The following is a 20,961-nucleotide window of genomic DNA, read 5'->3' as shown; positions in this document are numbered from 1 at the left end:
TCTTGATCGAAGCCCCGGTAAACGGCGGCCGTAACTATAACGGTCCTAAGGTAGCGAAATTCCTTGTCGGGTAAGTTCCGACCTGCACGAATGGTGTAACCATGGCCATGCTGTCTCCACCCGAGACTCAGTGAAATCGAATTCGCCGTGAAGATGCGGTGTACCCGCGGCTAGACGGAAAGACCCCGTGAACCTTTACTACAGCTTGGCACTGAACATTGAACCTACATGTGTAGGATAGGTGGGAGGCTTTGAAGGCGTGACGCCAGTTGCGCTGGAGCCGTCCTTGAAATACCACCCTTGTATGTTTGATGTTCTAACGCAGGGCCCTGAATCGGGCTCGCGGACAGTGCCTGGTGGGTAGTTTGACTGGGGCGGTCTCCTCCCAAAGAGTAACGGAGGAGCACGAAGGTTGGCTAATCCTGGTCGGACATCAGGAGGTTAGTGCAATGGCATAAGCCAGCTTAACTGCGAGACGGACAGGTCGAGCAGGTACGAAAGTAGGTCATAGTGATCCGGTGGTTCTGAATGGAAGGGCCATCGCTCAACGGATAAAAGGTACTCCGGGGATAACAGGCTGATACCGCCCAAGAGTTCATATCGACGGCGGTGTTTGGCACCTCGATGTCGGCTCATCACATCCTGGGGCTGAAGTCGGTCCCAAGGGTATGGCTGTTCGCCATTTAAAGTGGTACGCGAGCTGGGTTCAGAACGTCGTGAGACAGTTCGGTCCCTATCTGCCGTGGGCGTTGGATGATTGAAGGGAGTTGCTCCTAGTACGAGAGGACCGGAGTGAACGAACCTCTGGTGTTCGGGTTGTCACGCCAGTGGCACTGCCCGGTAGCTAAGTTCGGAATCGATAACCGCTGAAAGCATCTAAGCGGGAAGCGAGCCCTGAGATGAGTCATCCCTGACCCCTTGAGGGTCCTAAAGGGCCGTTGGAGACCACAACGTTGATAGGTGGGGTGTGTAAGCGCAGTGATGTGTTGAGCTAACCCATACTAATTACCCGTGAGGCTTAACCATACAACACCCAAGAAGTGTTCTAAGGCTTGTAGCAAACCTAAGCGAACTACTAATTCAGTGATAGTGACAAGCCAAGCGCAACATCACTACTCACGTCAGCTTTCTAGATTAAGAATTTGCCTGGCGGCCATAGCGCCGTGGAACCACCTGATCCCATGCCGAACTCAGAAGTGAAACGCGGTAGCGCCGATGGTAGTGTGGCATTCGCCATGCGAGAGTAGGACACTGCCAGGCACCCAATTAAACGGTGATGTGAAAACACATAGCCGGCTGCGAGGATGACACCTCAGAAGAAGCAGCAGAAGATTTAGCGAAAGCTAACCGAATGCGGAGCGGTAGTTCAGTCGGTTAGAATACCGGCCTGTCACGCCGGGGGTCGCGGGTTCGAGTCCCGTCCGCTCCGCCACTAATTTGAAGGCCTTCCTGAATGGGAAGGCCTTTTTGCTATGGGCAGTTTTGTCCATAAGACCCACAGATTTGCAGGCGACTACAAAGCCCGCTCTCACGACCGAGCTCTTGTATTTTTAGTGCGTTAAACCGCCAATGTCTGGCTTTTACCTGTCGGAAGAATGGCCAGATAGCCGGTTATTTCCACCATTTTCTGGCTATATCCGAGCCTTATCAGCCATTTGAGCGAGTTTACAGGCGGCCAAATCAGGCTTATGCCGCCTGCTGGTTGCAGGGCAGTTCCATATTGACCACCCCCTCTTCCATCTGCACATCGATCTTGAAGCCCAGCAGCTTGGCTAGGTTGGGAATACCGAGATTGCCGTATTAATCAGGTATCGTTCAAGCAAAGAGGCCTTCCCGACGGGAAGGCCTCTTTGTTTTATCTATCAGCTGATTACCATCACTCGGTCTATTTATCAGGGCTTCTCTTTGTTGCCAATGCTCAGGCCGAGCTTGATGGAGAGGGCTGCCAGTAACAGCAGCATCATGATCAGGGAGAAGAAGTTGCTGCCAAGCTCCGGGTATTGCACCTTGAGCAGTGCGGAGTGGCCGAAGACACCGATAAAGAAGCAGAGCAGGGTGCAGATGGGGGTGTTGCCCACCATGGGTTCATGGCGATAGTGCTGGAACAGCTGATAGGCCGCCAGCCAGAGGGCAATCAGTGGGAAGAAGGAGAAAGGCACAACCGAGTTGGTCAGCACGGCCAGAGAGGCATCGCCACAGATACCAATCAGCATGGCCATGGCGAGCGGTTTTTTCGGGATCATAAGCTGTTCAGTCATATCGTTCTCCATCCTGTGGTCATGGGTGAGGTTCACGGCGCTTCTGGTTTTGTACCTCGGCGCCCATGGCGATCATCCGCAGTTGGCGAATTGTTCGGTCGGAGAGTGCCCGGCACTCTTCGCTGGTCATGTCGAGCGCATCGGCACCGGCACTGAAGACGATGGTGACCATGGCTTCTGCCTGGATGTAGGCATCTTCCCGTGGTGCTTCTGTAGTGGCTTCCAGATAATCGGTCAGCTCGGCAATGAAGTGCTGGATTTCGCGAGCCACCGCCTGACGAAAGGCGGCCGAGGTGCCGGAGCGTTCCCGCAGCAGCAGCCGGAAGATGTTGGGGTTGTTCTCGACGAACTCCATAAAGGTCTGCACCGAGGTGCTGATGACACTGCCACCACCGGCAATGCGCTGGCGTGCTTGGCGCATCAGTTGGCGCAGGGTGAGACCTCCTTCGTCAACCAGGGTCAGGCCCAGTTCCTCCATATCGCGAAAGTGGCGATAGAAAGAGGTAGGAGCGATACCCGCTTCACGAGCGACTTCCCGCAGGCTGAGATTGGAGAAACTCCGATTGGCGCACAGTTGGCTGAATGCAGCATCGATCAATGTACGCCGGGTTTTTTCTTTTTGTTGAGCGCGAATACCCACGAAATCAGTCACCTTCAGCTTAACGAGGACAAATGATAACCCGAAGGCGCCTCAGGGTCAGGTTTGTATCCTACTTTTTTACCATTGACCGTGAGGAAATCACCATAGAAAATGGCTAACAGCTGTTCGCTGAAAGGATGCAATGAGATGGCCAGACCCCCCATTATTTTGACCAATACCCTGCTGTTTTCTCTCTCCGGGATAGTGGCGTTGATTGTCGTACCCTGGTACGGCATGAGCCACGGTTACGAACTCTGGCAGTGGGCCAGTTTCCTGCTGTTGTTCTGCCTGAGTGGTCTCTCCATCACCGCAGGCTATCACCGGCTCTGGTCGCACAAGGCTTACAAGGCGCACCCCGCTTTGCAGTGGTTATTTGCCATCGGCGGTGCGTTGGCGCTGCAGAATTCTGCCCTGCACTGGTCGGCCGATCACCGCCGTCACCATCGTCATGTGGATGACAACGATAAAGATCCCTACAGCGCGGGGCGCGGTTTCTGGTATTCGCACATCGGCTGGATGTTGCGGGAGCATCAGGGAGATCGCTATGGTGATTACAGCAATGTGCGTGACCTGCAGAACAACCCGGTGGTCGCGTTTCAGCACCGTCACTATCTGACGCTGGCGCTGGCGGCCAATCTGGGGCTGCCGCTGCTGCTTGGCCTGTGGCACGGGGATATGCTCGGCATGTTGCTGTTGGCGGGCGTACTGCGGATAGTGATGACTCACCACACCACCTTCTTCATCAACTCGCTGGCCCATATCTGGGGCAGTCAGCCCTATACCGACCGCAATACCGCTCGCGATAACGGCATCCTGGCCTTTTTCACCTTTGGCGAGGGGTATCACAACTTTCACCACCTGTTCGAGAATGACTACCGCAACGGCATTCACTGGTGGCAGTTCGATCCGACCAAGTGGTTGATCCGGCTCGCCTCCTGGTGTGGTCTGGCGGGGGATCTCAGATCCTCGCCGGAGGAGCGTATCGAACAAGCCCGGCTGCAGATGCAGCTGAAGCGGGCACAAGCCAAGTTGCGCAAGCAGGAAGATCGCGAACTGTGGCAGGCGCTGCTGCAGGAGGAGTACGACAAACTGAGCCAGCAGTTGCAACACTATTACGCCAGTCGCAAGCGGCTGCTGGAGCTGCGCAAGCGCAAGGCGCTGGCGCGCTATGACCGCCTCAAGCTGCAACTGGAGTATCGGGCCCTGCGGGACGGCTTTATCGCAGGTAAACGCAACTGGAGTCGTTTGCTGGCAGGTATTGCATGATGCCGTCCGATTATCACAGAGACTAAAGGAGAAGACCGCCTGCTGGCGGTCTTCTCTTTCTTATGATTCAACTCAAGCTAGTTGGCTTGGCTCTGCTGTTGCTGCAACTGATCCAGTGCCTGTTGCTCCTGCTGGCTAAGACCCAGTTGTTCACAGGCCTGCTCAAAGCTGATCCCCGGATGGCGCATCATGATATCCAATAACGGGAGGGCTTAGTTGGCTTGGCTCTGCTGTTGCTGCAACTGATCCAGCGCCTGTTGCTCCTGCTGGCTAAGACCCAGCTGTTCGCAGGCCTGCTCAAAGCTGATCCCCAGATGGCACATCATGATATCGATGGCGGGCAGATAGTTCTTCATAGCTTCTTCCATGGTGATCCTCCAGACCCGTCACTTATGCCCTGAACTACTCGGGGCGGCAATTAGACTTTAGGCTTAGCCTGCCCATTTGATAAGCACCCCTGCCACTGGGGGAGGGAATTTGTTACCCTGCACCATGATAAAAACGGTTGCCGTATGACTGCGAGCAACAGGTGAGGAGCAGGGCATGTTATTGAGTTTCTTGATCATCGCTTCAGGTTGGTGGCACATCCGTGCTGCCTACGGTTCAGACAGCCGCCAGTTCTATATCAGCAAGCCGCTGACCATGCTGCTTATCATTGCGTTGGCGTTCGGCTACCAGAGTTATGACCACGATGGTTCCCACGCCTGGATCCTGCTCGGCCTCTGCCTCTCGCTGGCGGGCGATGTGCTGCTGATGCTGCCAAGTGATCGCTTCATTCAGGGGTTGGCGGCATTTCTTGTCGCGCATCTCTGCTATATCGTCGGTTTTGCCCAAGGGCCATTGCTGCTCAATCTGGTGGATGGTTTGCTGCTGTTGCTGATCGCCGGCATGGTCTTTGGCCTGCTGTGGGGCAAGCTTGGGGAGATGCGGATCCCGGTCTTCTGCTACATGCTGGTGATCATTGGCATGGCCTGGGTGGCCGCCGGTGCCTGGCACGCCTCTCTCACTGCCGGTTCGGCCGCCGCTCTGGTGGGGGCGCTGATGTTCCTCTTCTCCGACAGCATGCTGGCGCTCGATCGCTTCCGCCGCCCTTTTCCCCACGCCCGCGCCTGGGTGATGAGTAGCTACTTCGCGGCGCAATTCCTGATTGCAGGGTCGCTGGCGGGATAACGCCATGCGGTTGAGTACAGGCAACAGATAACGAAAAACGGGCGCTTGCCCGTTTTTCGTTTTATGCCCGGCGTTTTTTCACGCCTCTAGCGGTTCGGCATCCGCAGCCCGTGGGGCGGGGGATTTGAGCAACAGCATCAGTGCGCTGGCGATCAGCAGGAAGATCCCCATGATGTAGAACACCTGGTTGTAGGCCATGATGGCCGCTTCCCGGTTGATGGTATTGGCCAGAATGGCGTGGGCTTGCTGCTGGGCTATCTCGGGGCCTGAACCCTGCGCCATCATGCTCTGGGCCAGCTGCAGCAGATAGGTTTGTCCCTCGATACTGCTGGCGGCCAGAGTGCTGCCAATCTGCAGCACATGGGTGCGGGTATCGTTGTCGAGCATGGTCGCGATGATGGCGATACCGAACGCACCACCGAGGTTGCGCAGCACGTTGAGCAGGGTCGAGGAGGAGGGGATCTCGTCGTGGCTCAGGCTGGCGGTGGCGACCAGGGAGAGCGGCACCATGATGAAGGGCTGCCCCAGCGCCCGCACGATCAGTGACTGGATCAGCTGCGGCCCGGCGTAGTCGGCACTCATGTTGACGTTCATAAAGCAGCTGACGGCGAAGATCAGGAAGCCGAAACTCACCAGATAGCGCGGGTCTATCTTGTGGGTCAGTTTGGGCACCAGCGGCAACACCAGCAGTTGCGGTAGTCCCATCCACATCAGGACTTCGCCGATTTCCAGCGCGTTGTAGTTGTGGATCTGGGTCATGTAGAGCGGCAGCACATAGATAGATCCCATCAACGCCATGCCGAGGATCAGATAGGCAAAGCAGGCCAGCGCGAAGCGCGGGTTGTGCAGCAGCCGCAGATTGACCAGCGGGTGACGGCGGATCAGCTGGCTGATGACAAAGAACACCAGCGCTACTGCCGAGATGACCGCCAGTCGCACGATGAAGCTTGAGCCGAACCAGTCCTCCCGGTTGCCCTCTTCCAGCACCACCTCCAGCAAGCCGAGGCCGAGCGCCATGGTGACAATCCCGATGAGGTCTACCCGCTTGATCACCTCCCAGTCCACCGGTTTTTTATCCAGCCCGTGGGCCAGCATGGCCATCACCAGCAGTCCCGGCGGCACGTTGAGATAGAAGATGTAGTGCCACGACATCTGCTCGGTGAGCCAGCCGCCGAGGGTTGGGCCGATGGCGGGGGCGAAGGTGGCGCAGAGGCCGAACAGCGCCATGCCGGTGGCCCGCTTCTGTAGCGGCAGCAGGGTGACGATGAGGGAGAAGGCCATCGGGATCAGCGCCCCGCCGGTGAAGCCTTGCAGCGCCCGGAAGACGATCATACTGGTGAGGTTCCAGCTGAACGAGCAGAGCACGGAGGCAGCGATAAAGGCGCCGGTGGTCCAGAGCAGGTAGCGGCGCACACTCAGCCCCCGGCTCAACCAGCCGCTCAGGGGGATGGCGATCATCTCCGCCACCAGATAGGAGGTGGAGATCCAGGAGCTCTCGCTCAGGGTGGCCGACAGGGCCCCCTGAATATCCTTCAGAGAGGCATTGGTGATCTGGATATCGAGGATGGCCATGAAGGCGCCGATAAGGCCCCCCATGACCGCGATCCAGTTGCGACGTGGAATGGGTTCCATCAGTTGGCAGCCACCACGGGATCAGGAGTGCGGGTATCCACGATCACTTCGGTCGAGAGACCCGGCAGCAGCTTGCCTGCCAGCGGTCCCGGCTCGGGGATGCGGATCTTCACCGGCACCCGCTGCACGATTTTGGTGAAGTTACCAGTGGCATTCTCCGGCGGCAGCAGGGCGAACTTGGCGCCGGTCGCCGGGGCCAGGCTGTCGATGATCCCCTCGACCGGTTGATCCGGGTAGGCATCGAGTACCACTTCGACCTTCTGGCCCGGCTGCATATGGGCGAGCTGGGTCTCCTTGAAGTTGGCCTCGACCCACACCTGCTGCAGCGGCACCAGGCTGGCGACCTGCATACCGGACTGGACGTAGAGGCCTTCCCGCAGACTGCGCTTGCCAATGATGCCGTCAGCAGGCGCCCGCAGTTCGGTGTAGCCGAGCTCCAGCTTCGCCTGCTCCAGTTGTGCTTCGCTCAATGCCAGCTTGGCCAGATTCTGTTTGCGCTCGGCATCCAGTACCAGCAGTCGCTCACGGGCCGCCTGCAGGGCGGCTTGGGCCTCCCGGGCTTGCGCCTGATTGACCTGCAGGCCGGCACGCACCTCGTCCAGACTGTCTTGCGAGCTGTAGTGGCGCTGGTTGAGCTGACTGATCCGGTTGACCTGCTGGCTGGCGCGCAGCTGTTCGGCCTTGGCAGAGGCGACCTTGGCCTCGGCCTGCTGGATCAGGCTCAGTTGTTGGGTGCGGGTGGCCGCCAGATTTTCGGCCGTCGCCTGATTGAGGCGCAGGTCGGCTTCGGCCTCCGCGACCCTGGTTTTGTATTCGCGATCATCGAGACGAGCGATCAGTTGGCCCGCTTTGACCGGCTGGTTGTCGGTGACCAGCACGTCGCGGATATAGCCGGGCAGCTTGGAGCTGATCCCGGTCACTTCACTTTGCAGATAGGCGTTGTCGGTGCTTTCAAAATAGCGGCCGTGAAGATACCAGTAACCGGCGAACAGCAGACCGAGCAGCGCCAATATCATGGCTGCCAGCAGGGGAATTTTTTTGTGTTGACTCATTTTTGTGATTCCTGAACTTAAGGGGCGCAGGCTAACACTGGTCAACTGTTTCGATTAGTATTGGTTCACGAGATATACAGTTTCACTGGTGCAACAATGGATCTCAATGCCGCGTTAATTCTGGTGCGTATCGTCGACAAGGGCTCGTTTACGGGGGCTGCCCGCGAGCTGGGGATGACCAAGGCGATGGTCAGCCGCCGCATCGCCGAGCTTGAACAGCGGCTCGGAGTGCGTCTGCTTTATCGCTCCACCCGTCAGCTCACTCTGACCGAGGAGGGGGAGAAGTACTACCTGCACTGCAGCAAGGCGGTCGATGCCCTGACCGAAGCCGAGCTGATGCTGAGCGCCAGCCAGCAGGAGGTGACCGGCACCCTCAAACTGGCGGTGCCTATCGAGACGGGGCAACTGGTGGTTGGGCGCTTGGTCGCCAAGTTTTTGCAGGCCTATCCCGCCCTGCAGGTGGAGCTGGAGCTGACCAACCGGGTGGTGGACCCCATCAGTGAAGGGTTGGATGCGGTGGTGCGGATTGGCGACATGAGCGACTCCAATCTGGCTGCACGCCGACTCTGGAGCACCGGGCGGTTGCTCTGTGCCAGCCCGGACTATCTGGCCCGCAGCCCGGTCATCGAGCGGCCGGAGGATCTGGCCAACCACGAGCGGGTGACGGTGAGCAGCGGGTTTCTCGCCTCTCACTGGTGCTTCGAGCTGGATGGCAGAGAGGTGCTGGTTGACCCCCCATCCCGTTTTCGGGTCAATAATATTACCTGTGCCCGGGAGGCGGCAAAGGCGGGGCTGGGGTTGGCCTCGTTACCCGCTATGCTCTGTCAGGATGAGCTGGCCAGCGGCGAGCTGGTGATCCTGCTGCCAGAGTGGCAGCAACCCAGGGTGCCGATTTATTTGCTGTTTCCGGAGCGGCAACTGATGCCGCGCAAGTTGCGGGCATTCATCGATTTCATGATTGAGAACGGCGCCGAGTTTGGCATCGACAAGTTGTTGTAAGGGGGAGCTATGGATAACTGGATCAATCTCTATCGCGCCTCACACACCCTGGAGGCGCACGCGTTGAAAGGGGCGCTGGAGGCGGAAGGGGTGCTGGTGCGCCTCAATGGCGAGGGGCTGTCTGGCGCCCTTGGCGAGCTGCCGGTCGACATGTTGCAGGTGACCCTGATGGTGCGGGCCGAGGATCGCAGCAAGGCAGGACGGGTCATCGAGCGTTACCAGCAGCGTCAGGGTAATGGCTGGCTGTGCGGCCAGTGCGGGGAGGAGAACGGCGCCAACTTCGACGTCTGCTGGCGCTGTCACCACGATCCCCACGACAGCTGAGCTTTCTTCCGCTAGCGCGGCGGGAACTCGATATCTTCCCCTGCGCTGGCATCGTGATAGGTCGCCAGATCCAGCTCGTTTTCGCTGCGGGCGATCAGCACCGACACCAGAATATCCCCCGATACGTTGACCGTGGTGCGCGCCATGTCGAGGATCCGGTCAATGCCTGCAATCAGTGCCACCCCTTCCAGCGGCAAGCCCACCGCCGTCAGGGTCAGGGTCAGCAGCATCAACCCGGTGCCCGGGGTGCCAGCGGTGCCGATACTGGCCAGGGTGGCGATGCTGATGATGGTCAGGTAATCGACCATGTGCAGGTCCACACCGAATGCCTGAGCTACGAACAGCGCAGTCACTCCCTGATAGAGGGCGGTGCCATCCATGTTGATGGTGGCGCCGATGGGCAGCACCTTGGCGGTGATGGCGGGGGAGACTCCCAGCCGCTTCTCTGCGCAGGCCAGACTGATGGGCAGGGTGGAGTGGCTGGAGCTGCTGGTAAACGCAACCGCCTGGGCATCAACGATACTCTTGAAGTAGTGCAGCGGATTGAGCCGTGCCAACAGGAGCAGCAGGGTGCTGTAGACCCCGAGCACGTGCAGCAGGCAGCCGAGGTAGACGGCGCCGATCACCTTGAGCAGGGGCAGCAGCAGGTCGAGGCCGTACTTGCCGGTCATCCAGGCCATCAGGGCGCAGACACCGTAAGGGGCGAGCGCCATCACCATCTGGGTCAGCTTGAACATCCCCTCGGCCAGCGAGGTGAAGAAGAGGATGGCGGGACGGCCACGGCGACCGCTGGCATTGAGGGCGACCGCCAGCGCCACCGCAAAGACGATCACTTGCAGGATCTTGCCATCCACCATTGCCTGTACCGGATTGCTCGGTACCAGATGGCTCAGCACGCTGGCCAGGGTGGGTGGTTCCGACATACCGACCCGCTCATAGGGGCCCATGTCGGCACCCATGCCGGGTTCCAGCAGCCAGCCCATCATCAGGCCGATGCAGATGGCGATGGCGGTCGAACAGAAGTAGAGGCAGATCGCCTTGCTGCCGATGCGATCGAGGGCCTTGCCCTTGAGCAGCGAGGTGAGACCGGCGATGACCGAGCAGAAAATGAGGGGCACCATCAGCATCTGGATGGTGTTGACGAACAGGACGCCAAGGGGCTTGAGCAACAGGGCTTGCTCTTCAAAGCCGACGCCCAGACCCACCCCTGTCAGCATGCCGATCAGGGTCTTGAGCCAGAGTGGTCGGCGGGTCCAGATCTGCCAGGGCTTGAGAGCCTCTCCATGGAACAGCATGACGCCAATATCCTTATACATTGTCTGCGATGGCCAAAAAGGGGCGCCAGTGTAGCGATCCCTGACGCGGGTTGCCACATTATCGACAAAGCGGTGGCTGTGACCACTCCCCTGACCAGGAAATGCGCAATTTATTGGCCTATATCAAGATCCCTCCGGGCGGGGAGATATTTAATTGGCATTAAATATGTTCATTATTGAGGTGAGAGATGTCGCAATCGGTTCATGGTCACGAAGTGATGGAGATGATGCTGGCGCAAGGGGGGCAACTTACCCGTGCCAGCCTGAAACAGGCGATGGCAGAGCGGTTCGGTGCCGAGGCCCGTTTTCATACCTGCAGCGCCAGCGAGATGGATGCGGAAGCGCTGATCGACTTTCTGGCTGCCCGCGGCAAATTCATCGACTCCGCCGAGGGTTTCCAGACCCGCGCCGACAAGATCTGCAACCACGGTTAATCCCGCTGCGAGCGCATCATGGCGCTCGCTCAATTCTTCGCCCTTTGCTATATTTCGCCCCCTCTCTTTTCCCTATTCAGGGCGTAGCCCGGGCGTTGTATGGATACTTTCTCTGCCGCAGTCATGCTGTTTCTGATCATGGACCCGCTGGGCAACCTGCCGGTCTTCCTCTCTATCCTGCGTCATATCGATCCCAAGCGACGTCGCAAGGTGATGGTGCGCGAGCTGCTCTTCTCGCTGGCCATCATGATGCTGTTCCTGTTCGTCGGTCAGCAGATCCTCGGCTTCCTCAACCTGCGGCAGGAGGCGGTCAGCATTGCGGGGGGGATTATCCTGTTCCTGATCGCCATCAAGATGATCTTCCCGAGTGAAGGGGGGGTGACCGGGCTGGCGGCGGGCGAGGAGCCCTTCCTGGTGCCGATGGCGATCCCGATGATCGCCGGTCCTTCTATCTTGGCTTCTTTGATGCTGCTGGCCAATCAGGAGCCGACCCGGATGGTGGACTGGTCGCTGGCACTCTTTCTGGCCTGGGCCGCCAGCGCGGTGATCCTGATGTTCTACGAGGTATTCAACAAGCTGCTGGGTGAGCGGGGACTCACTGCGGTGGAGCGGTTGATGGGGATGCTGCTGGTGATGATCTCGGTTCAGATGTTGCTGGACGGGGTACATCACTATCTGGCGGTGACCGGTCAGGGCTGAGCGGTTTACATCTTGAAGTGAATGAAACGGGGCTACGCAGAGCCCCGTTCTTTTTTTCCTGCCGAGAGGGCGTGCCGTCACCCGTGAGTGGTCGCAGCGGGTTCCAGTTTGCTCATGATGAGGGAGAGCAACAATTCCCGCAGCCAGCGGTGGCCCGGATCCTCGCTGTGACGCTGATGCCAGATGAGCAGATGGGAGATGCTGTCCAACCCGATGGGCAGCGGCAGCTGCAACAGCGGATAGACCTGGGTAGCGTGGCGGGCGTAGAGCCTGGAGAGGGTCACTATCATGTCGGAGTGCATCCCCATCCGCAGCGCCGCCTCGAAGGAGGGCACGGTTGCCTCGATACGCCGGTAGAGATCCTGCTCTGCCAGCTTGTGATCCAGCATCCAGCGGTCTCGCCCCTCGCAGTAAGTCTGCACATGGGGATAGCTGAGGTAGTGCTCCAGATTCCAGTTGTGCTCCCGCAGCGCGGGGTGGTGCTGCTGCACCAGACAGGTGAGATCATCGACCGCCAGCACTCGCTGACAGATGCTGTCGGGCAGGGTATCGAGCCGATAATCGGAGCTGATGCAGTTCTCCCGCACCGCGAAGGCGATGTCCACCTGTCCCTGACTCATCTCGGTCAGACTGTTCTCGGTCCACTCCTCGTAACGCAAGCGGATCCTTGGTGCCTGCCGCTTCAGCTCGCTCAGGTAGAGCGGGGCAAACAGGGTAAAGGCGCTGTCCATGCTGGCGATGACGAACTCCCGCTCCGAGCTGGCGGGGTCGAACTCGGGCGGCTGGATCAGGTTGTCCAGCGACAGCAGGATGGGTTGCAACTGCTGCTGCAGTGCAAGGGCACGGCCGGTGGGTTCCAGCCCGTAGGCAGAGCGGATGAAGAGGGGATCATTGAAAGTATCGCGCAGACGGCCGAGGGCTTTACTGACCGCGGACTGGCTCAGATGAAGGCGGCGTGCCGCCTTGCTGCCGTTGCGCTCTTCCAGCAGTACCTGCAGGATAATCAGCAAATTGAGGTCGATGCGACCCAGTTGTTCCAGCAGCATGATATGAATCCTCTTCAATTCTAAGATGAATTTATACCATTTGTTTTCATATCTTGGCGATCTTATCCTCGAATGGTCTCAGGTTCGCATGAACCACTGGTACAGGATGTAGCGGTTGAGGGGACATGTAGCACAATCAATATGGCGACCTCAGGGTCGCCCTATTTTTTGGCTATGATTTATTTGCTCACTTGCACCTGCCTTGATTTTGCCCAACAATCCCTGCGCTCTATTTTGATACAAGTAACAGATATCTCTTTGTGAGGGAGTATCCCTATGGGACTCGGTGGAATTCATATCTGGCATATGCTGATCCTCTTGCTGGTTGTTGTGCTGGTCTTCGGCAGCAAGCGTCTTGCCAGTGCAGGTGAGGATCTGGGTACCGCCATCAAAGATTTTCGCAAGGCGATGCGTGACGACGCAAATCATCCGAAATAAGCAGTAGGAGTAGAAAATGTCTGTAGACGAGAAAGTTGAACTGAACGAAACCTGTGACAGCTGCGGCTGTTTTGCCGAGATCGGCACCATCATCGGCGAAGGCGACGATGTGATGGATCTGGTGATTGAAGCCGCTGCCGAGGCTGATGCCCGCGCCAAGCTGGCTGCCTATGAAGCTCTGGCCAAACAGGTCACTGCCGAAGCTCAAGTGAGCAGCGAACTGACCCAGGGCGCTAACGGCGTGATCCTGAAAGCCCGCCTGCAATTCACCTGCACCGCCGAAAAACTGATTTTCGAAATGCGGGCCCGCTCTATCTGAGTTGTCTGATAACGCGGCAGGTTTGCCTGCCGTGTTGACCCTTCTGCTGTGGGTCGGCGTTCTATAGTTACTCTATCCCACAGACGTTTTTGCCCGGCGCGAGTCGGCCAACAGAAGGCGCAAACATCATGACGCAGCGATGGATCTCTGCTCCCAATCCCACCCTCTATCGTGATCCGTGCTGCCAACAGGCAGCAGGCGTGACCTCAGCACAGGGGCAGCCATCGTGATGCGACGCTGGATCTGGGCTCTGCTGGCCCTCTGCTGTTTTCCCCTGCTGGCGGCTGAACTCAAGCCACAGCGTCTGCCCCAACCCGGTGACCTCGAAAGCATTCTGCAAAAGCGCGAACTCAGGGCTCTGGTGGTCTATGAGCGCGGCTTCTATTTTCTCGATCGCGGCGCCCAGTACGGCATTCTGGTCAATCAGCTGCAAGGGTTCGAGCGCTGGCTGAACAAGACCTATCTCGCCAAAGAGAAGGTCAAACTCAAGGTGGTCTACATCCCGGTGCGTCAGGACAAGCTGCTGGACTATCTGACCGAGGGGCGTGGCGATCTGGTGGCGGCAACCATGACGGTGACCCCGACCCGGCGTGAACAGGTGGCCTTCTCCCGGCCGCTCATTTCATCCATCGAGGAGTGGGTGGTGAGCCAGCAGAGCCTGCCCGCCTTCAGCCGCATTACCCAGCTCTCCGGCAGGCGGGTCTGGGTACGTGCCAGCTCCAGCTACTACGAGAGTCTGCGCCAGCTCAACTGGCTGTTTCGCGAGCTGGGGCTGCCCCCCGTCTATATCGAGACGGTGCCCGAATATCTGCAGGATGGCGATCTGCTGGAGATGGTGGCCGCCGGCATTATTCCCCTGACGGTGACCGACAGCTACAAGGGGCGGATCTGGCTGGGTGGCATGATCTCCGGTCTCAAGGCTCACAAGCTGATCCCCCTGCGCAGCAATGGCACCAGCGCCTGGGCGCTGCGCAAGAATAGCCCCGAGCTGCTCAAGGCGGTCAATGGCTATCTGGCGAGTGTCAGCCGCAACAGCCTCTACAGCGATATGACCCTGCGTCGCTTGCTGGTTCGCAGCGATCAGATGAGCAATATCCTGGCGCCGGATCCTATGGGGCGCCTCGCGACCATTCGCAAGGTGCTGGAGAAGTACGCCAATCAATACGATCTCGACTGGCTGATGCTGGCGGCGCTTGGCTACAAGGAGTCCGGCCTCAATCCCAAAGCGCGCTCGCCCAAGGGGGCTGTGGGCCTCATGCAGCTGCTGCCCAGTACGGGGCGGGAAGTCGGCATCAACGGCGCCAGACTCACCACGCTGGAGGGAAATGTGGAAGCAGCCTGCCGCTACATGCGGTTGATCCTCGATACCTACTTCAATGATCCCAAGCTGGATCGGCTCAACCGCCACCTGTTTGCCCTCGCTGCCTACAACGCCGGGCCAAACCGGGTGCAGGCGCTGCGAGGCAAGGCGGAGAAACTGGGGCTCGATCCCAACGTCTGGTTCGGCAACGTGGATCAGCTGGTGGCCAACGAAGTCGGACAGGGGCCGATCAACTATGTCGGCACCATCTACAAGTACTACGTGGCCTATCGTTTCAGCCTGCCCCAGATCGAGGGCAAGGCTGCCGCTATCGAAGCGGCTCAGCCCTGAGCCGGTTGACCGGCAAGGTCGCCTGCACGGTCGGCAATTGCCAGCCACCGTCCCTGTGTTGCAAAAACCAGTGGGCGGGGCCGGTGGCCGGGATGAGATCTGGCTGGCTGAGCTGGCCCAGATAGCGCAACATCGGGGTATCATGCAGTTCCATCAGCAACTCCTTTTGAATATGTGAAGAGGCTCGCCAGCGTTATGACACCCGGCCATGACAGCAGGATGACACCATGATCCCCGGATCCTTTGCCCTGATCGACGATCCCCAGCTGGCGCTGAAGGTGCGCTGCCACTGGATCCGCCATGCCCGCGAGCAGATCCAGGCGCAGTACTACAGCTGGGAGGAGGACAGCAGCGGCAAGTTGCTGCTGAGCGAGCTGCTTCACGCCACCCGGCGCGGCGTCAAGGTGCAGCTGCTGGTGGATGATCTCTATGCCGGTGACAACCGCTTTCTGGAGATGGTGGCTCACTACCCGGGGATCGAGGTGCGGCTGTTCAACCCCTTCTGGCTGCGGGGCTGGCGCCCGCTGGCACTGCTGCTGGAGGGGCTGCTCAGCTTTCGCCGCATCAACCACCGGATGCACAACAAACTGCTGCTGGTGGATGGCAAGCTGGCGCTGATCGGCGGGCGCAACATCGGCGATCGCTACTTCGGTCTGGATCCGCAAGCCCCCTTTGTGGATCTCGATCTCGCCTGTCAGGGGGGACTGTGCCAGCAGATGGCGCAGGGGTTCGAGCAGTTCTGGCACAGCCGCTGGAGTCACCCCATCCGCCATCTGCTGCGCCGCGAGCTGCTGCCCGCCGAAATAGAGGTGGTCAACGACTTCCTGTTCACCATGACGGATCCGGCGGTGGCGACGGTCTACGATCTGCCCGCAGCGCTGTTTGACGAGCGCGATTTGCCGCTGCAGTGGCATGAAGGGCGGGCCGAGGTGTGGTTCGACCGTCCCGGCAAGGGGCTTATCTCCCGTCCCACCACCGCCCGTCAGCTCTGGCGCCAGCTGGATGACAATCCCGGCTCGCTGGGGTTGGTGACCCCTTACCTCATCCTGACCCGCGGGTTCCGGCACCGTCTGGCGCGGCTGCGCCAGCAGGGGATCGCCATCGACATCCTCACCAACTCGCTGGCCAGCACCGATGTGCCACTGGTCTATGGTGCCTATCAGCGTTATCTCGGCTGGTTGCTGCGCCAAGGGATCCGGGTCGCCGAGTTTGACCATGGCCACGGCAGCCTGCACGCCAAGTTGATCCTGCTGGGAGAGGAGCGGGCGCTGTTCGGCAGCCTCAACCTCGATCCCCGCTCGCTGTTTCTCAATACCGAACTGATGCTGCATTTGCATTGCCCGCCGATCTGCGAGGTGCTGCGAACGTGGCTGGCTCGCTGGCAGGAGCAGGCCGGTGGATTGCCGCGCAAACCCGAAGGGTGGTCAAGGCGGCTGATAGCCCGCCTGAGCGACTGGTTGCCACTGCGGCGTTGGCTATGAGGTGGCCATTTTTTGTGCGAGATCTCGCAAAGCCTTGTAAGCCATTGCTGATGCCCTTTGCGGGTGAATAACCATGCATGAATCTATCTTACTGTTTTATAACAATTTAGCGGTGATGATAAGGCTGTTTTTTGTACTCTGATGTGAATGGAATTAGCATAAAAACGTTTTTTATTTTGTTTTTATGCGTAATATTTCAGTTGCAAGGACAAACACGGCGGCCTGTCTGCCGTGTGGACGAAGGTTGTAACGGGTAGCTGGTCGGTTGCATTGCTGCAATTGGCGCGCACTTCAGATGGGTCGCGAACTATCGGAAAGTGAAACAGAGACCCGGCGTGGCCGGACTCCAATATGGAACATGCTATTTGCGAGGGGGTGACATGGACATGTCACCCCACTTTTTTGGCCGCTCGCCACCGTTTACCTTTTCCATGACTGTTGCTCATCGCAAGAGCCACAGAGGGCAAGGCAATAAAAAGAGGGCCGCAATAGCGGCCCTCTGTCTCATCTGCCCGGTGGATTAACCTGCCTTGACGCTGCGGCGACGCTGCAGCCAGACGATCGCCCCGAACAGCAGGAAGCCCGGGATCCACATCCACTCCTTGGTCCAGCGCTCGGTCGGCGCCTTGACGGTGAGGATCTCCTGATCGAACTCCAGTCCCATGGTGGCGGCCGGGCTGCCAAAGGCGACGTTGTCGATCAGTGTCTTGCCATCCTGTTCATAGAGGCTCAGCCCCAGATTGGCCAGCCGCTCTTCGCCATTTGCCCCATCCGGTACGGCGACCAGCAGGGTGAACTTGCGTGGCTTGCCCACTGCATCTTCACCGAGGATCCGCAGCCGCAGGGTGCTCTCCGCCTCCACTTCACCCATGGTTTGGGCCAGCTGGGCAGGCGGGGTTTCGCGATAGGGATCGTGCACCATGTCCATCCAGAAACCCGGGCGGAACAGGGTAAAGGCGACCAGCAACAGCAGCACGCTCTCGTACCAGCGGCTCTTCACCAGGAACCAGCCCTGAGTGGCGGCGGCGAAGATCAGCATGGCGATGGTCGCCACGATGAAGATCAGCACACCGTGGGCGAAGTCCACGTCGATCAGCAGCAGGTCGGTGTTGAAGATAAACAGGAACGGCAGCGCCGCGGTACGCAGGCTGTAGTAAAACGCCGTGATCCCGGTCTTGATGGGATCGCCCTTGGAGACAGCCGCTGCCGCGAAGGAGGCGAGCCCCACCGGTGGCGTCACATCCGCCATGATGCCGAAGTAGAAGACGAACAGGTGCACCGCGATCAGCGGCACGATCAGCCCGTTTTGCTGCCCCAGTGTCACCACCACTGGCGCCAGCAGGCTGGAGACCACGATGTAGTTGGCGGTGGTGGGCAGCCCCATGCCGAGGATCAGGCTCAGCAGTGCGGTGAGCAGCAGCATCAGCAGCAGGTTGCCCATGGAGAGGAACTCCACCAGATCAGCCAGCACCAGACCAACCCCGGTCTGGGAGACCGCACCCACGATAATTCCCGCTGTGGCGGTGGCAATGCCGATACCGATCATGTTGCGGGCACCGGCGACCAGCCCTTCCCGCAGATCCACCACGCCGTCAGCGACGGTGCCGTAGTCGTGCTTGCCGTCCTTGCGCAGCCAGTTGAGCAGCGGGCGCTGAGTCAGCAGGATGATCACCAGCATCACGGTACCCCAGAAGGCCGACAGCCCCGGCGAGAGGCGCTCCACCATCAGGCACCATACCAGTACTACCACCGGCAGCAGGAAGTGCAGGCCGGAGAGCAGCACGGCGCGGGTGTTGGGCAGCTCGGTGAGCGGCTTGTCGGGATCTTCGGCAGGCAGCGGTTCATTGCTGGCGGCGATCTTCAACAGGGCCACATAGGTGGCAGCCAGTAGTACCGAGATCCCCGGCAGGGCGTAGTCACCCAAAGCAGGTTTGAGCCAGCCGAGGCCATAGTAGACCGCCAGTGACAGGCCGCTGATGAGGGCCGCGCCAAAGGCAAAGCCGGTCAGGCGGCGCAGCCAGGGCTTGGGTTGATGGTTGCCGATGGGCTGCATGCCCAGTTTCAACGCCTCCAGATGGACGATGTAGAGCAGCGCTATGTAGGAGATGGCGGCAGGCAGGAAGGCGTGCTTGATGATCTCCACATAGGGGATGCCCACATACTCCACCATCAGGAAGGCGGCTGCCCCCATCACAGGTGGCATGATCTGGCCGTTGACCGAGGAGGCCACTTCCACCGCCCCCGCTTTCTCTGAACTGAAGCCCACCTTCTTCATCATCGGGATGGTGAAGGTGCCGGTGGTCACCACGTTGGCAATCGACGAGCCGGAAATCAGACCGGTCAGGCCGGAGGCGACCACTGCCGCCTTGGCCGGGCCGCCGCGCAGGTGGCCGAGCAGGCTGAAGGCGAGCTGGATAAAGTAGTGACCGGCACCGGCCCGTTCCAGCAGGGCGCCAAACAGCACGAACAGGAACACGAAGCTGGTGGAGACGCCAAGGGCAATGCCGAACACCCCTTCGGTGGTGATCCACTGGTGGTTGGCCAGCGCGGTAAAGCCTACTCCGCGGTGTGCCAGCAGTCCCGGCATCCAGGGGCCCGCCAAGCTGTAGATCAGAAAGACGATGGCGATGACCGCCAGTGCCGGCCCCAGGGCGCGGCGCGCCGCTTCCAGCAGCAGCGGAATGCCGATGCAGGCGGTCACCAGATCGGCGGTGGTGAGGGTGCCGGGACGCAGCGCCAGTGCTTCATACATCACAAACAGGTAAGAGGCGGCGCCAGCGGCGATCAGGCCGAGGGCGATATCGCCGAGGGGAACCCGATCCCGCGGCGAGGAGCGAAATGCCGGGAACACCAGAAAAGCGAGCAACAGGGCAAAGGTGAGGTGAATGGAGCGGGTTTCGGTGTCATTGAGTACGCCAAACCCCACCATGAAGGGGAGTGGCGAGGCGATCCAGAGCTGGAATAGGGACCAGGCCAGCGCCAGTGCGGTGATGAGCCAGCCCATGATGCCCAGCGGCAGGCGAGCGCCCACATCCTGGGCGATCAGTTCCTCGGTAGAGAGTTGTTTATCTTGCATAGGGTTAACTTGTGCCAACGAGTACAACAAGAGCGACACCCGCCCCCGCAATCAGGCGGCAGACGGGTGTCGAAGAGAGTGACAAAGGCCCCGGGGCCTTCAATCAGAGCCAGCCGCGCTCTTTGTAGTAGCGGGCAGCCCCTTCATGCAGCGGTGCAGAGAGACCCACCTTGATCATGTCGGCCTCTTTCAGGTCGGCAAAGGCAGGGTGCAGGCGCTTGAAGCGATCCAGGTTGTCGAACACCGACTTGACCAGCTGATAGACCACTTCCGGATCGGTTTTGGCGCTGGTGGAGAGCACCGCTTTGCCACCGATGGAGGGGGTCGGCTTGTCGCTGCCCTTGTAGATGCCGCCCGGGATCTCGGCCTTGCTGTAGTAGCTCTTCTCGGCCAGCAGCTTGTCGATGTCGGCGCCGGTCACAGGTACCAGTACTGCATCTGTGGTGGTGGAGGCTTCCTGAATGGCGCCGTTCGGGTGACCGACGAAGTAGCTCATGGCGTCGATGTTGTTGTCACCGAGGGCGGAGGCCTGTTCGGCCGGCTTCAGCTCGGAGACCAGACCGAAGTCACCCTTCTTCCAGCCTTTGACCGCCATGATCTCTTCCATGGTGTCACGTTGGCCGGAGCCCGGGTTGCCGATGTTGACGCGCTTGCCTTTCAGGTCGTCGAAGCTGGCGATCTTGGCATCGCGGCGAGCCAGGATGGTGAACACCTCGCTCTGCAGGGAGAAGACGGCGCGCATGTCGTCCATAGCCCCTTCGGCCTGGAACGGTGGCAGCCCCTTCATCGCCTTGAACTGGTGGTCGGATTGCATGATGCCGAAGTTGAATTCACCGCTGCGGATGCCGTTGACGTTGGCAACACCACCGCCACTGGCCGGGGCGTTGCACTTGATCTGGTGATCGGCGGCGCCGCGATTGAGGAAGCGGCAGATGGACTGGCCAGCGACATAGTAGACGCCGGTCTGACCGCCGGTGCCTATGGTCACGAAGCGCTCCTGCGCTTGTACCGGACCACCGAATGAGACACCGACTAGAGCCGCCGACAGGGCGCATGCCAAAGTTAATCCTTTCATTTTTTCTCCCTTTTCTTTGATTTTGTTTATCCGATCCCCGGATAAATTGATGGCAATCCCGTTCTGCGCCGGGCTTGCCCGCTCT

20 protein-coding genes, 1 tRNA gene and 2 rRNA genes (1 of these 23 running past the window's edge) are annotated in these 20,961 nt (G+C 59.5%); 13 read left to right on the top strand and 10 right to left on the bottom strand.

The genetic code is table 11. The features are described 5' to 3' along the window. From ACTG2U_RS11605 to ACTG2U_RS11595, 3 genes are all read left to right on the top strand, one after another. A 23S ribosomal RNA gene (locus tag ACTG2U_RS11605) occupies positions 1–1,026 on the top strand; it begins 1,864 nt to the left of the window's first position. Between the two features lie 119 nt (positions 1,027–1,145). Beyond that, positions 1,146–1,260, top strand: a 5S ribosomal RNA gene (rrf, locus tag ACTG2U_RS11600). A gap of 95 nt (positions 1,261–1,355) precedes the next feature. Beyond that, positions 1,356–1,432: transfer RNA gene (locus ACTG2U_RS11595), tRNA-Asp, on the top strand. 460 nt (positions 1,433–1,892) lie between these two features. Here ACTG2U_RS11595 and ACTG2U_RS11590 read toward each other — a convergent pair. Next, positions 1,893–2,258 (bottom strand): YijD family membrane protein, encoded by a 366-nt coding sequence (locus ACTG2U_RS11590; RefSeq protein WP_005339919.1) that lies wholly within the window; start codon positions 2,256–2,258, stop codon positions 1,893–1,895. A 19-nt stretch (positions 2,259–2,277) separates the two neighbouring features. Next, a complete protein-coding gene (gene fabR / locus ACTG2U_RS11585; protein ID WP_005339921.1) occupies positions 2,278–2,898 on the bottom strand; it encodes an HTH-type transcriptional repressor FabR in 621 nt (206 codons plus the stop codon). A gap of 147 nt (positions 2,899–3,045) precedes the next feature. Between fabR and ACTG2U_RS11580 the strand changes: the two genes are divergently transcribed. Beyond that, positions 3,046–4,164 carry a fatty acid desaturase gene (locus tag ACTG2U_RS11580; protein ID WP_439974508.1) on the top strand — a complete coding sequence of 373 codons (1,119 nt, stop codon included), beginning with the start codon at positions 3,046–3,048 and terminating at the stop codon, positions 4,162–4,164. Positions 4,165–4,376: 212 nt separating this feature from the next. Here the strand turns inward: ACTG2U_RS11580 and ACTG2U_RS11575 are convergent, their stop codons facing one another. Beyond that, positions 4,377–4,532, bottom strand: a complete 156-nt coding sequence (locus ACTG2U_RS11575; RefSeq protein WP_005348505.1) for a hypothetical protein — start codon at positions 4,530–4,532, stop codon at positions 4,377–4,379. Between the two features lie 175 nt (positions 4,533–4,707). Between ACTG2U_RS11575 and ACTG2U_RS11570 the strand changes: the two genes are divergently transcribed. Further along, positions 4,708–5,334, top strand: a complete 627-nt coding sequence (locus ACTG2U_RS11570; protein WP_005348507.1) for a lysoplasmalogenase — start codon at positions 4,708–4,710, stop codon at positions 5,332–5,334. Positions 5,335–5,412: 78 nt separating this feature from the next. On the opposite strand, the gene ACTG2U_RS11565 is transcribed toward ACTG2U_RS11570, so the two are convergent. Further along, entirely contained in the window at positions 5,413–6,966 is a 1,554-nt protein-coding gene (locus ACTG2U_RS11565) for a DHA2 family efflux MFS transporter permease subunit (protein WP_439974507.1), read from the bottom strand. Further along, the gene (locus ACTG2U_RS11560; protein ID WP_439974506.1) at positions 6,966–8,018 is read right to left on the bottom strand and encodes an HlyD family secretion protein; all 1,053 of its coding nucleotides are present in this window, start codon (positions 8,016–8,018) and stop codon (positions 6,966–6,968) included. The genes ACTG2U_RS11565 and ACTG2U_RS11560 overlap by 1 nt, the downstream gene beginning before the upstream one ends. 96 nt (positions 8,019–8,114) lie before the next feature. On the opposite strand from ACTG2U_RS11560, the gene ACTG2U_RS11555 reads away from it, so the two are divergent. Together ACTG2U_RS11555 and ACTG2U_RS11550 are read left to right on the top strand one after the other, a co-directional pair. Further along, a complete protein-coding gene (locus ACTG2U_RS11555; protein ID WP_019444678.1) occupies positions 8,115–9,017 on the top strand; it encodes a LysR family transcriptional regulator in 903 nt (300 codons plus the stop codon). Between the two features lie 9 nt (positions 9,018–9,026). After that, positions 9,027–9,341, top strand: coding sequence for a putative signal transducing protein (locus ACTG2U_RS11550; RefSeq protein WP_005339933.1), 315 nt, complete (start codon positions 9,027–9,029; stop codon positions 9,339–9,341). Positions 9,342–9,352: 11 nt separating this feature from the next. Here the strand turns inward: ACTG2U_RS11550 and ACTG2U_RS11545 are convergent, their stop codons facing one another. Next, the gene (locus ACTG2U_RS11545; RefSeq protein ID WP_439974505.1) at positions 9,353–10,636 is read right to left on the bottom strand and encodes a dicarboxylate/amino acid:cation symporter; all 1,284 of its coding nucleotides are present in this window, start codon (positions 10,634–10,636) and stop codon (positions 9,353–9,355) included. A 209-nt stretch (positions 10,637–10,845) separates the two neighbouring features. On the opposite strand from ACTG2U_RS11545, the gene ACTG2U_RS11540 reads away from it, so the two are divergent. Then, entirely contained in the window at positions 10,846–11,091 is a 246-nt protein-coding gene (locus tag ACTG2U_RS11540; RefSeq protein ID WP_439974504.1) for a YecH family metal-binding protein, read from the top strand. A gap of 99 nt (positions 11,092–11,190) precedes the next feature. Beyond that, positions 11,191–11,790 (top strand): YhgN family NAAT transporter, encoded by a 600-nt coding sequence (locus ACTG2U_RS11535; protein WP_013724175.1) that lies wholly within the window; start codon positions 11,191–11,193, stop codon positions 11,788–11,790. A gap of 77 nt (positions 11,791–11,867) precedes the next feature. Here the strand turns inward: ACTG2U_RS11535 and ACTG2U_RS11530 are convergent, their stop codons facing one another. Next, complete coding sequence (locus ACTG2U_RS11530; protein WP_042052527.1) at positions 11,868–12,836, bottom strand: LysR substrate-binding domain-containing protein; 969 nt, start codon at positions 12,834–12,836, stop codon at positions 11,868–11,870. Positions 12,837–13,112: 276 nt separating this feature from the next. Here ACTG2U_RS11530 and tatA point away from each other — a divergent pair, with 276 nt between their 5' ends. The 3 genes from tatA to ACTG2U_RS11515 all read left to right on the top strand — a co-directional run bounded on the left by tatA (position 13,113) and on the right by ACTG2U_RS11515 (position 15,244). Next, the gene (gene tatA / locus ACTG2U_RS11525; RefSeq protein ID WP_005339944.1) at positions 13,113–13,274 is read left to right on the top strand and encodes a twin-arginine translocase TatA/TatE family subunit; all 162 of its coding nucleotides are present in this window, start codon (positions 13,113–13,115) and stop codon (positions 13,272–13,274) included. 16 nt (positions 13,275–13,290) lie between these two features. After that, a complete protein-coding gene (locus ACTG2U_RS11520; RefSeq protein ID WP_005339945.1) occupies positions 13,291–13,593 on the top strand; it encodes a YfcZ/YiiS family protein in 303 nt (100 codons plus the stop codon). Between the two features lie 229 nt (positions 13,594–13,822). Beyond that, positions 13,823–15,244: a lytic transglycosylase F gene (locus tag ACTG2U_RS11515; protein ID WP_021231555.1), complete on the top strand. Its 1,422-nt coding sequence runs from the start codon at positions 13,823–13,825 to the stop codon at positions 15,242–15,244. On the opposite strand, the gene ACTG2U_RS11510 is transcribed toward ACTG2U_RS11515, so the two are convergent. Then, entirely contained in the window at positions 15,222–15,398 is a 177-nt protein-coding gene (locus ACTG2U_RS11510; protein ID WP_005339947.1) for a hypothetical protein, read from the bottom strand. The two genes, ACTG2U_RS11515 and ACTG2U_RS11510, sit on opposite strands and share 23 nt — an antisense overlap. Positions 15,399–15,471: 73 nt before the next feature. Between ACTG2U_RS11510 and ACTG2U_RS11505 the strand changes: the two genes are divergently transcribed. Further along, a complete protein-coding gene (locus ACTG2U_RS11505; protein WP_439974503.1) occupies positions 15,472–16,725 on the top strand; it encodes a phospholipase D-like domain-containing protein in 1,254 nt (417 codons plus the stop codon). 520 nt (positions 16,726–17,245) lie between these two features. Here the strand turns inward: ACTG2U_RS11505 and ACTG2U_RS11500 are convergent. After that, positions 17,246–19,801, bottom strand: coding sequence for a TRAP transporter permease (locus ACTG2U_RS11500; protein ID WP_005357644.1), 2,556 nt, complete (start codon positions 19,799–19,801; stop codon positions 17,246–17,248). Positions 19,802–19,904: 103 nt separating this feature from the next. Next, positions 19,905–20,876, bottom strand: a complete 972-nt coding sequence (locus tag ACTG2U_RS11495) for a TAXI family TRAP transporter solute-binding subunit (RefSeq protein ID WP_005339950.1) — start codon at positions 20,874–20,876, stop codon at positions 19,905–19,907. Positions 20,877–20,961: the final 85 nt, after the last annotated feature.

The organism is Aeromonas sp. 95A, assembly GCF_051919235.1.
Classification (GTDB): Bacteria; Pseudomonadota; Gammaproteobacteria; order Enterobacterales; family Aeromonadaceae; genus Aeromonas; species Aeromonas veronii.
Note: the sequence above shows the minus strand (reverse complement) of the source record. Positions and strands in the feature narration are given on the sequence as shown.

What these genes read in the sequence shown, in the direction of transcription:
- ACTG2U_RS11590 (WP_005339919.1), bottom strand. Translation starts at nt 2,258, where the DNA reads ATGACTGAACAGCTTATGATCCCGAAAAAACCGCTCGCCATGGCCATG.
- ACTG2U_RS11515 (WP_021231555.1), top strand. Translation starts at nt 13,823, where the DNA reads ATGCGACGCTGGATCTGGGCTCTGCTGGCCCTCTGCTGTTTTCCCCTG.
- ACTG2U_RS11495 (WP_005339950.1), bottom strand. Translation starts at nt 20,876, where the DNA reads ATGAAAGGATTAACTTTGGCATGCGCCCTGTCGGCGGCTCTAGTCGGT.
- ACTG2U_RS11580 (WP_439974508.1), top strand. Translation starts at nt 3,046, where the DNA reads ATGGCCAGACCCCCCATTATTTTGACCAATACCCTGCTGTTTTCTCTC.
- ACTG2U_RS11560 (WP_439974506.1), bottom strand. Translation starts at nt 8,018, where the DNA reads ATGAGTCAACACAAAAAAATTCCCCTGCTGGCAGCCATGATATTGGCG.
- ACTG2U_RS11540 (WP_439974504.1), top strand. Translation starts at nt 10,846, where the DNA reads ATGTCGCAATCGGTTCATGGTCACGAAGTGATGGAGATGATGCTGGCG.
- ACTG2U_RS11520 (WP_005339945.1), top strand. Translation starts at nt 13,291, where the DNA reads ATGTCTGTAGACGAGAAAGTTGAACTGAACGAAACCTGTGACAGCTGC.
- ACTG2U_RS11565 (WP_439974507.1), bottom strand. Translation starts at nt 6,966, where the DNA reads ATGGAACCCATTCCACGTCGCAACTGGATCGCGGTCATGGGGGGCCTT.
- ACTG2U_RS11500 (WP_005357644.1), bottom strand. Translation starts at nt 19,801, where the DNA reads ATGCAAGATAAACAACTCTCTACCGAGGAACTGATCGCCCAGGATGTG.
- ACTG2U_RS11530 (WP_042052527.1), bottom strand. Translation starts at nt 12,836, where the DNA reads ATGCTGCTGGAACAACTGGGTCGCATCGACCTCAATTTGCTGATTATC.
- ACTG2U_RS11505 (WP_439974503.1), top strand. Translation starts at nt 15,472, where the DNA reads ATGATCCCCGGATCCTTTGCCCTGATCGACGATCCCCAGCTGGCGCTG.
- tatA (WP_005339944.1), top strand. Translation starts at nt 13,113, where the DNA reads ATGGGACTCGGTGGAATTCATATCTGGCATATGCTGATCCTCTTGCTG.
- ACTG2U_RS11550 (WP_005339933.1), top strand. Translation starts at nt 9,027, where the DNA reads ATGGATAACTGGATCAATCTCTATCGCGCCTCACACACCCTGGAGGCG.
- ACTG2U_RS11545 (WP_439974505.1), bottom strand. Translation starts at nt 10,636, where the DNA reads ATGCTGTTCCATGGAGAGGCTCTCAAGCCCTGGCAGATCTGGACCCGC.
- ACTG2U_RS11575 (WP_005348505.1), bottom strand. Translation starts at nt 4,532, where the DNA reads ATGGAAGAAGCTATGAAGAACTATCTGCCCGCCATCGATATCATGATG.
- ACTG2U_RS11570 (WP_005348507.1), top strand. Translation starts at nt 4,708, where the DNA reads ATGTTATTGAGTTTCTTGATCATCGCTTCAGGTTGGTGGCACATCCGT.
- ACTG2U_RS11535 (WP_013724175.1), top strand. Translation starts at nt 11,191, where the DNA reads ATGGATACTTTCTCTGCCGCAGTCATGCTGTTTCTGATCATGGACCCG.
- ACTG2U_RS11555 (WP_019444678.1), top strand. Translation starts at nt 8,115, where the DNA reads ATGGATCTCAATGCCGCGTTAATTCTGGTGCGTATCGTCGACAAGGGC.
- ACTG2U_RS11510 (WP_005339947.1), bottom strand. Translation starts at nt 15,398, where the DNA reads ATGGAACTGCATGATACCCCGATGTTGCGCTATCTGGGCCAGCTCAGC.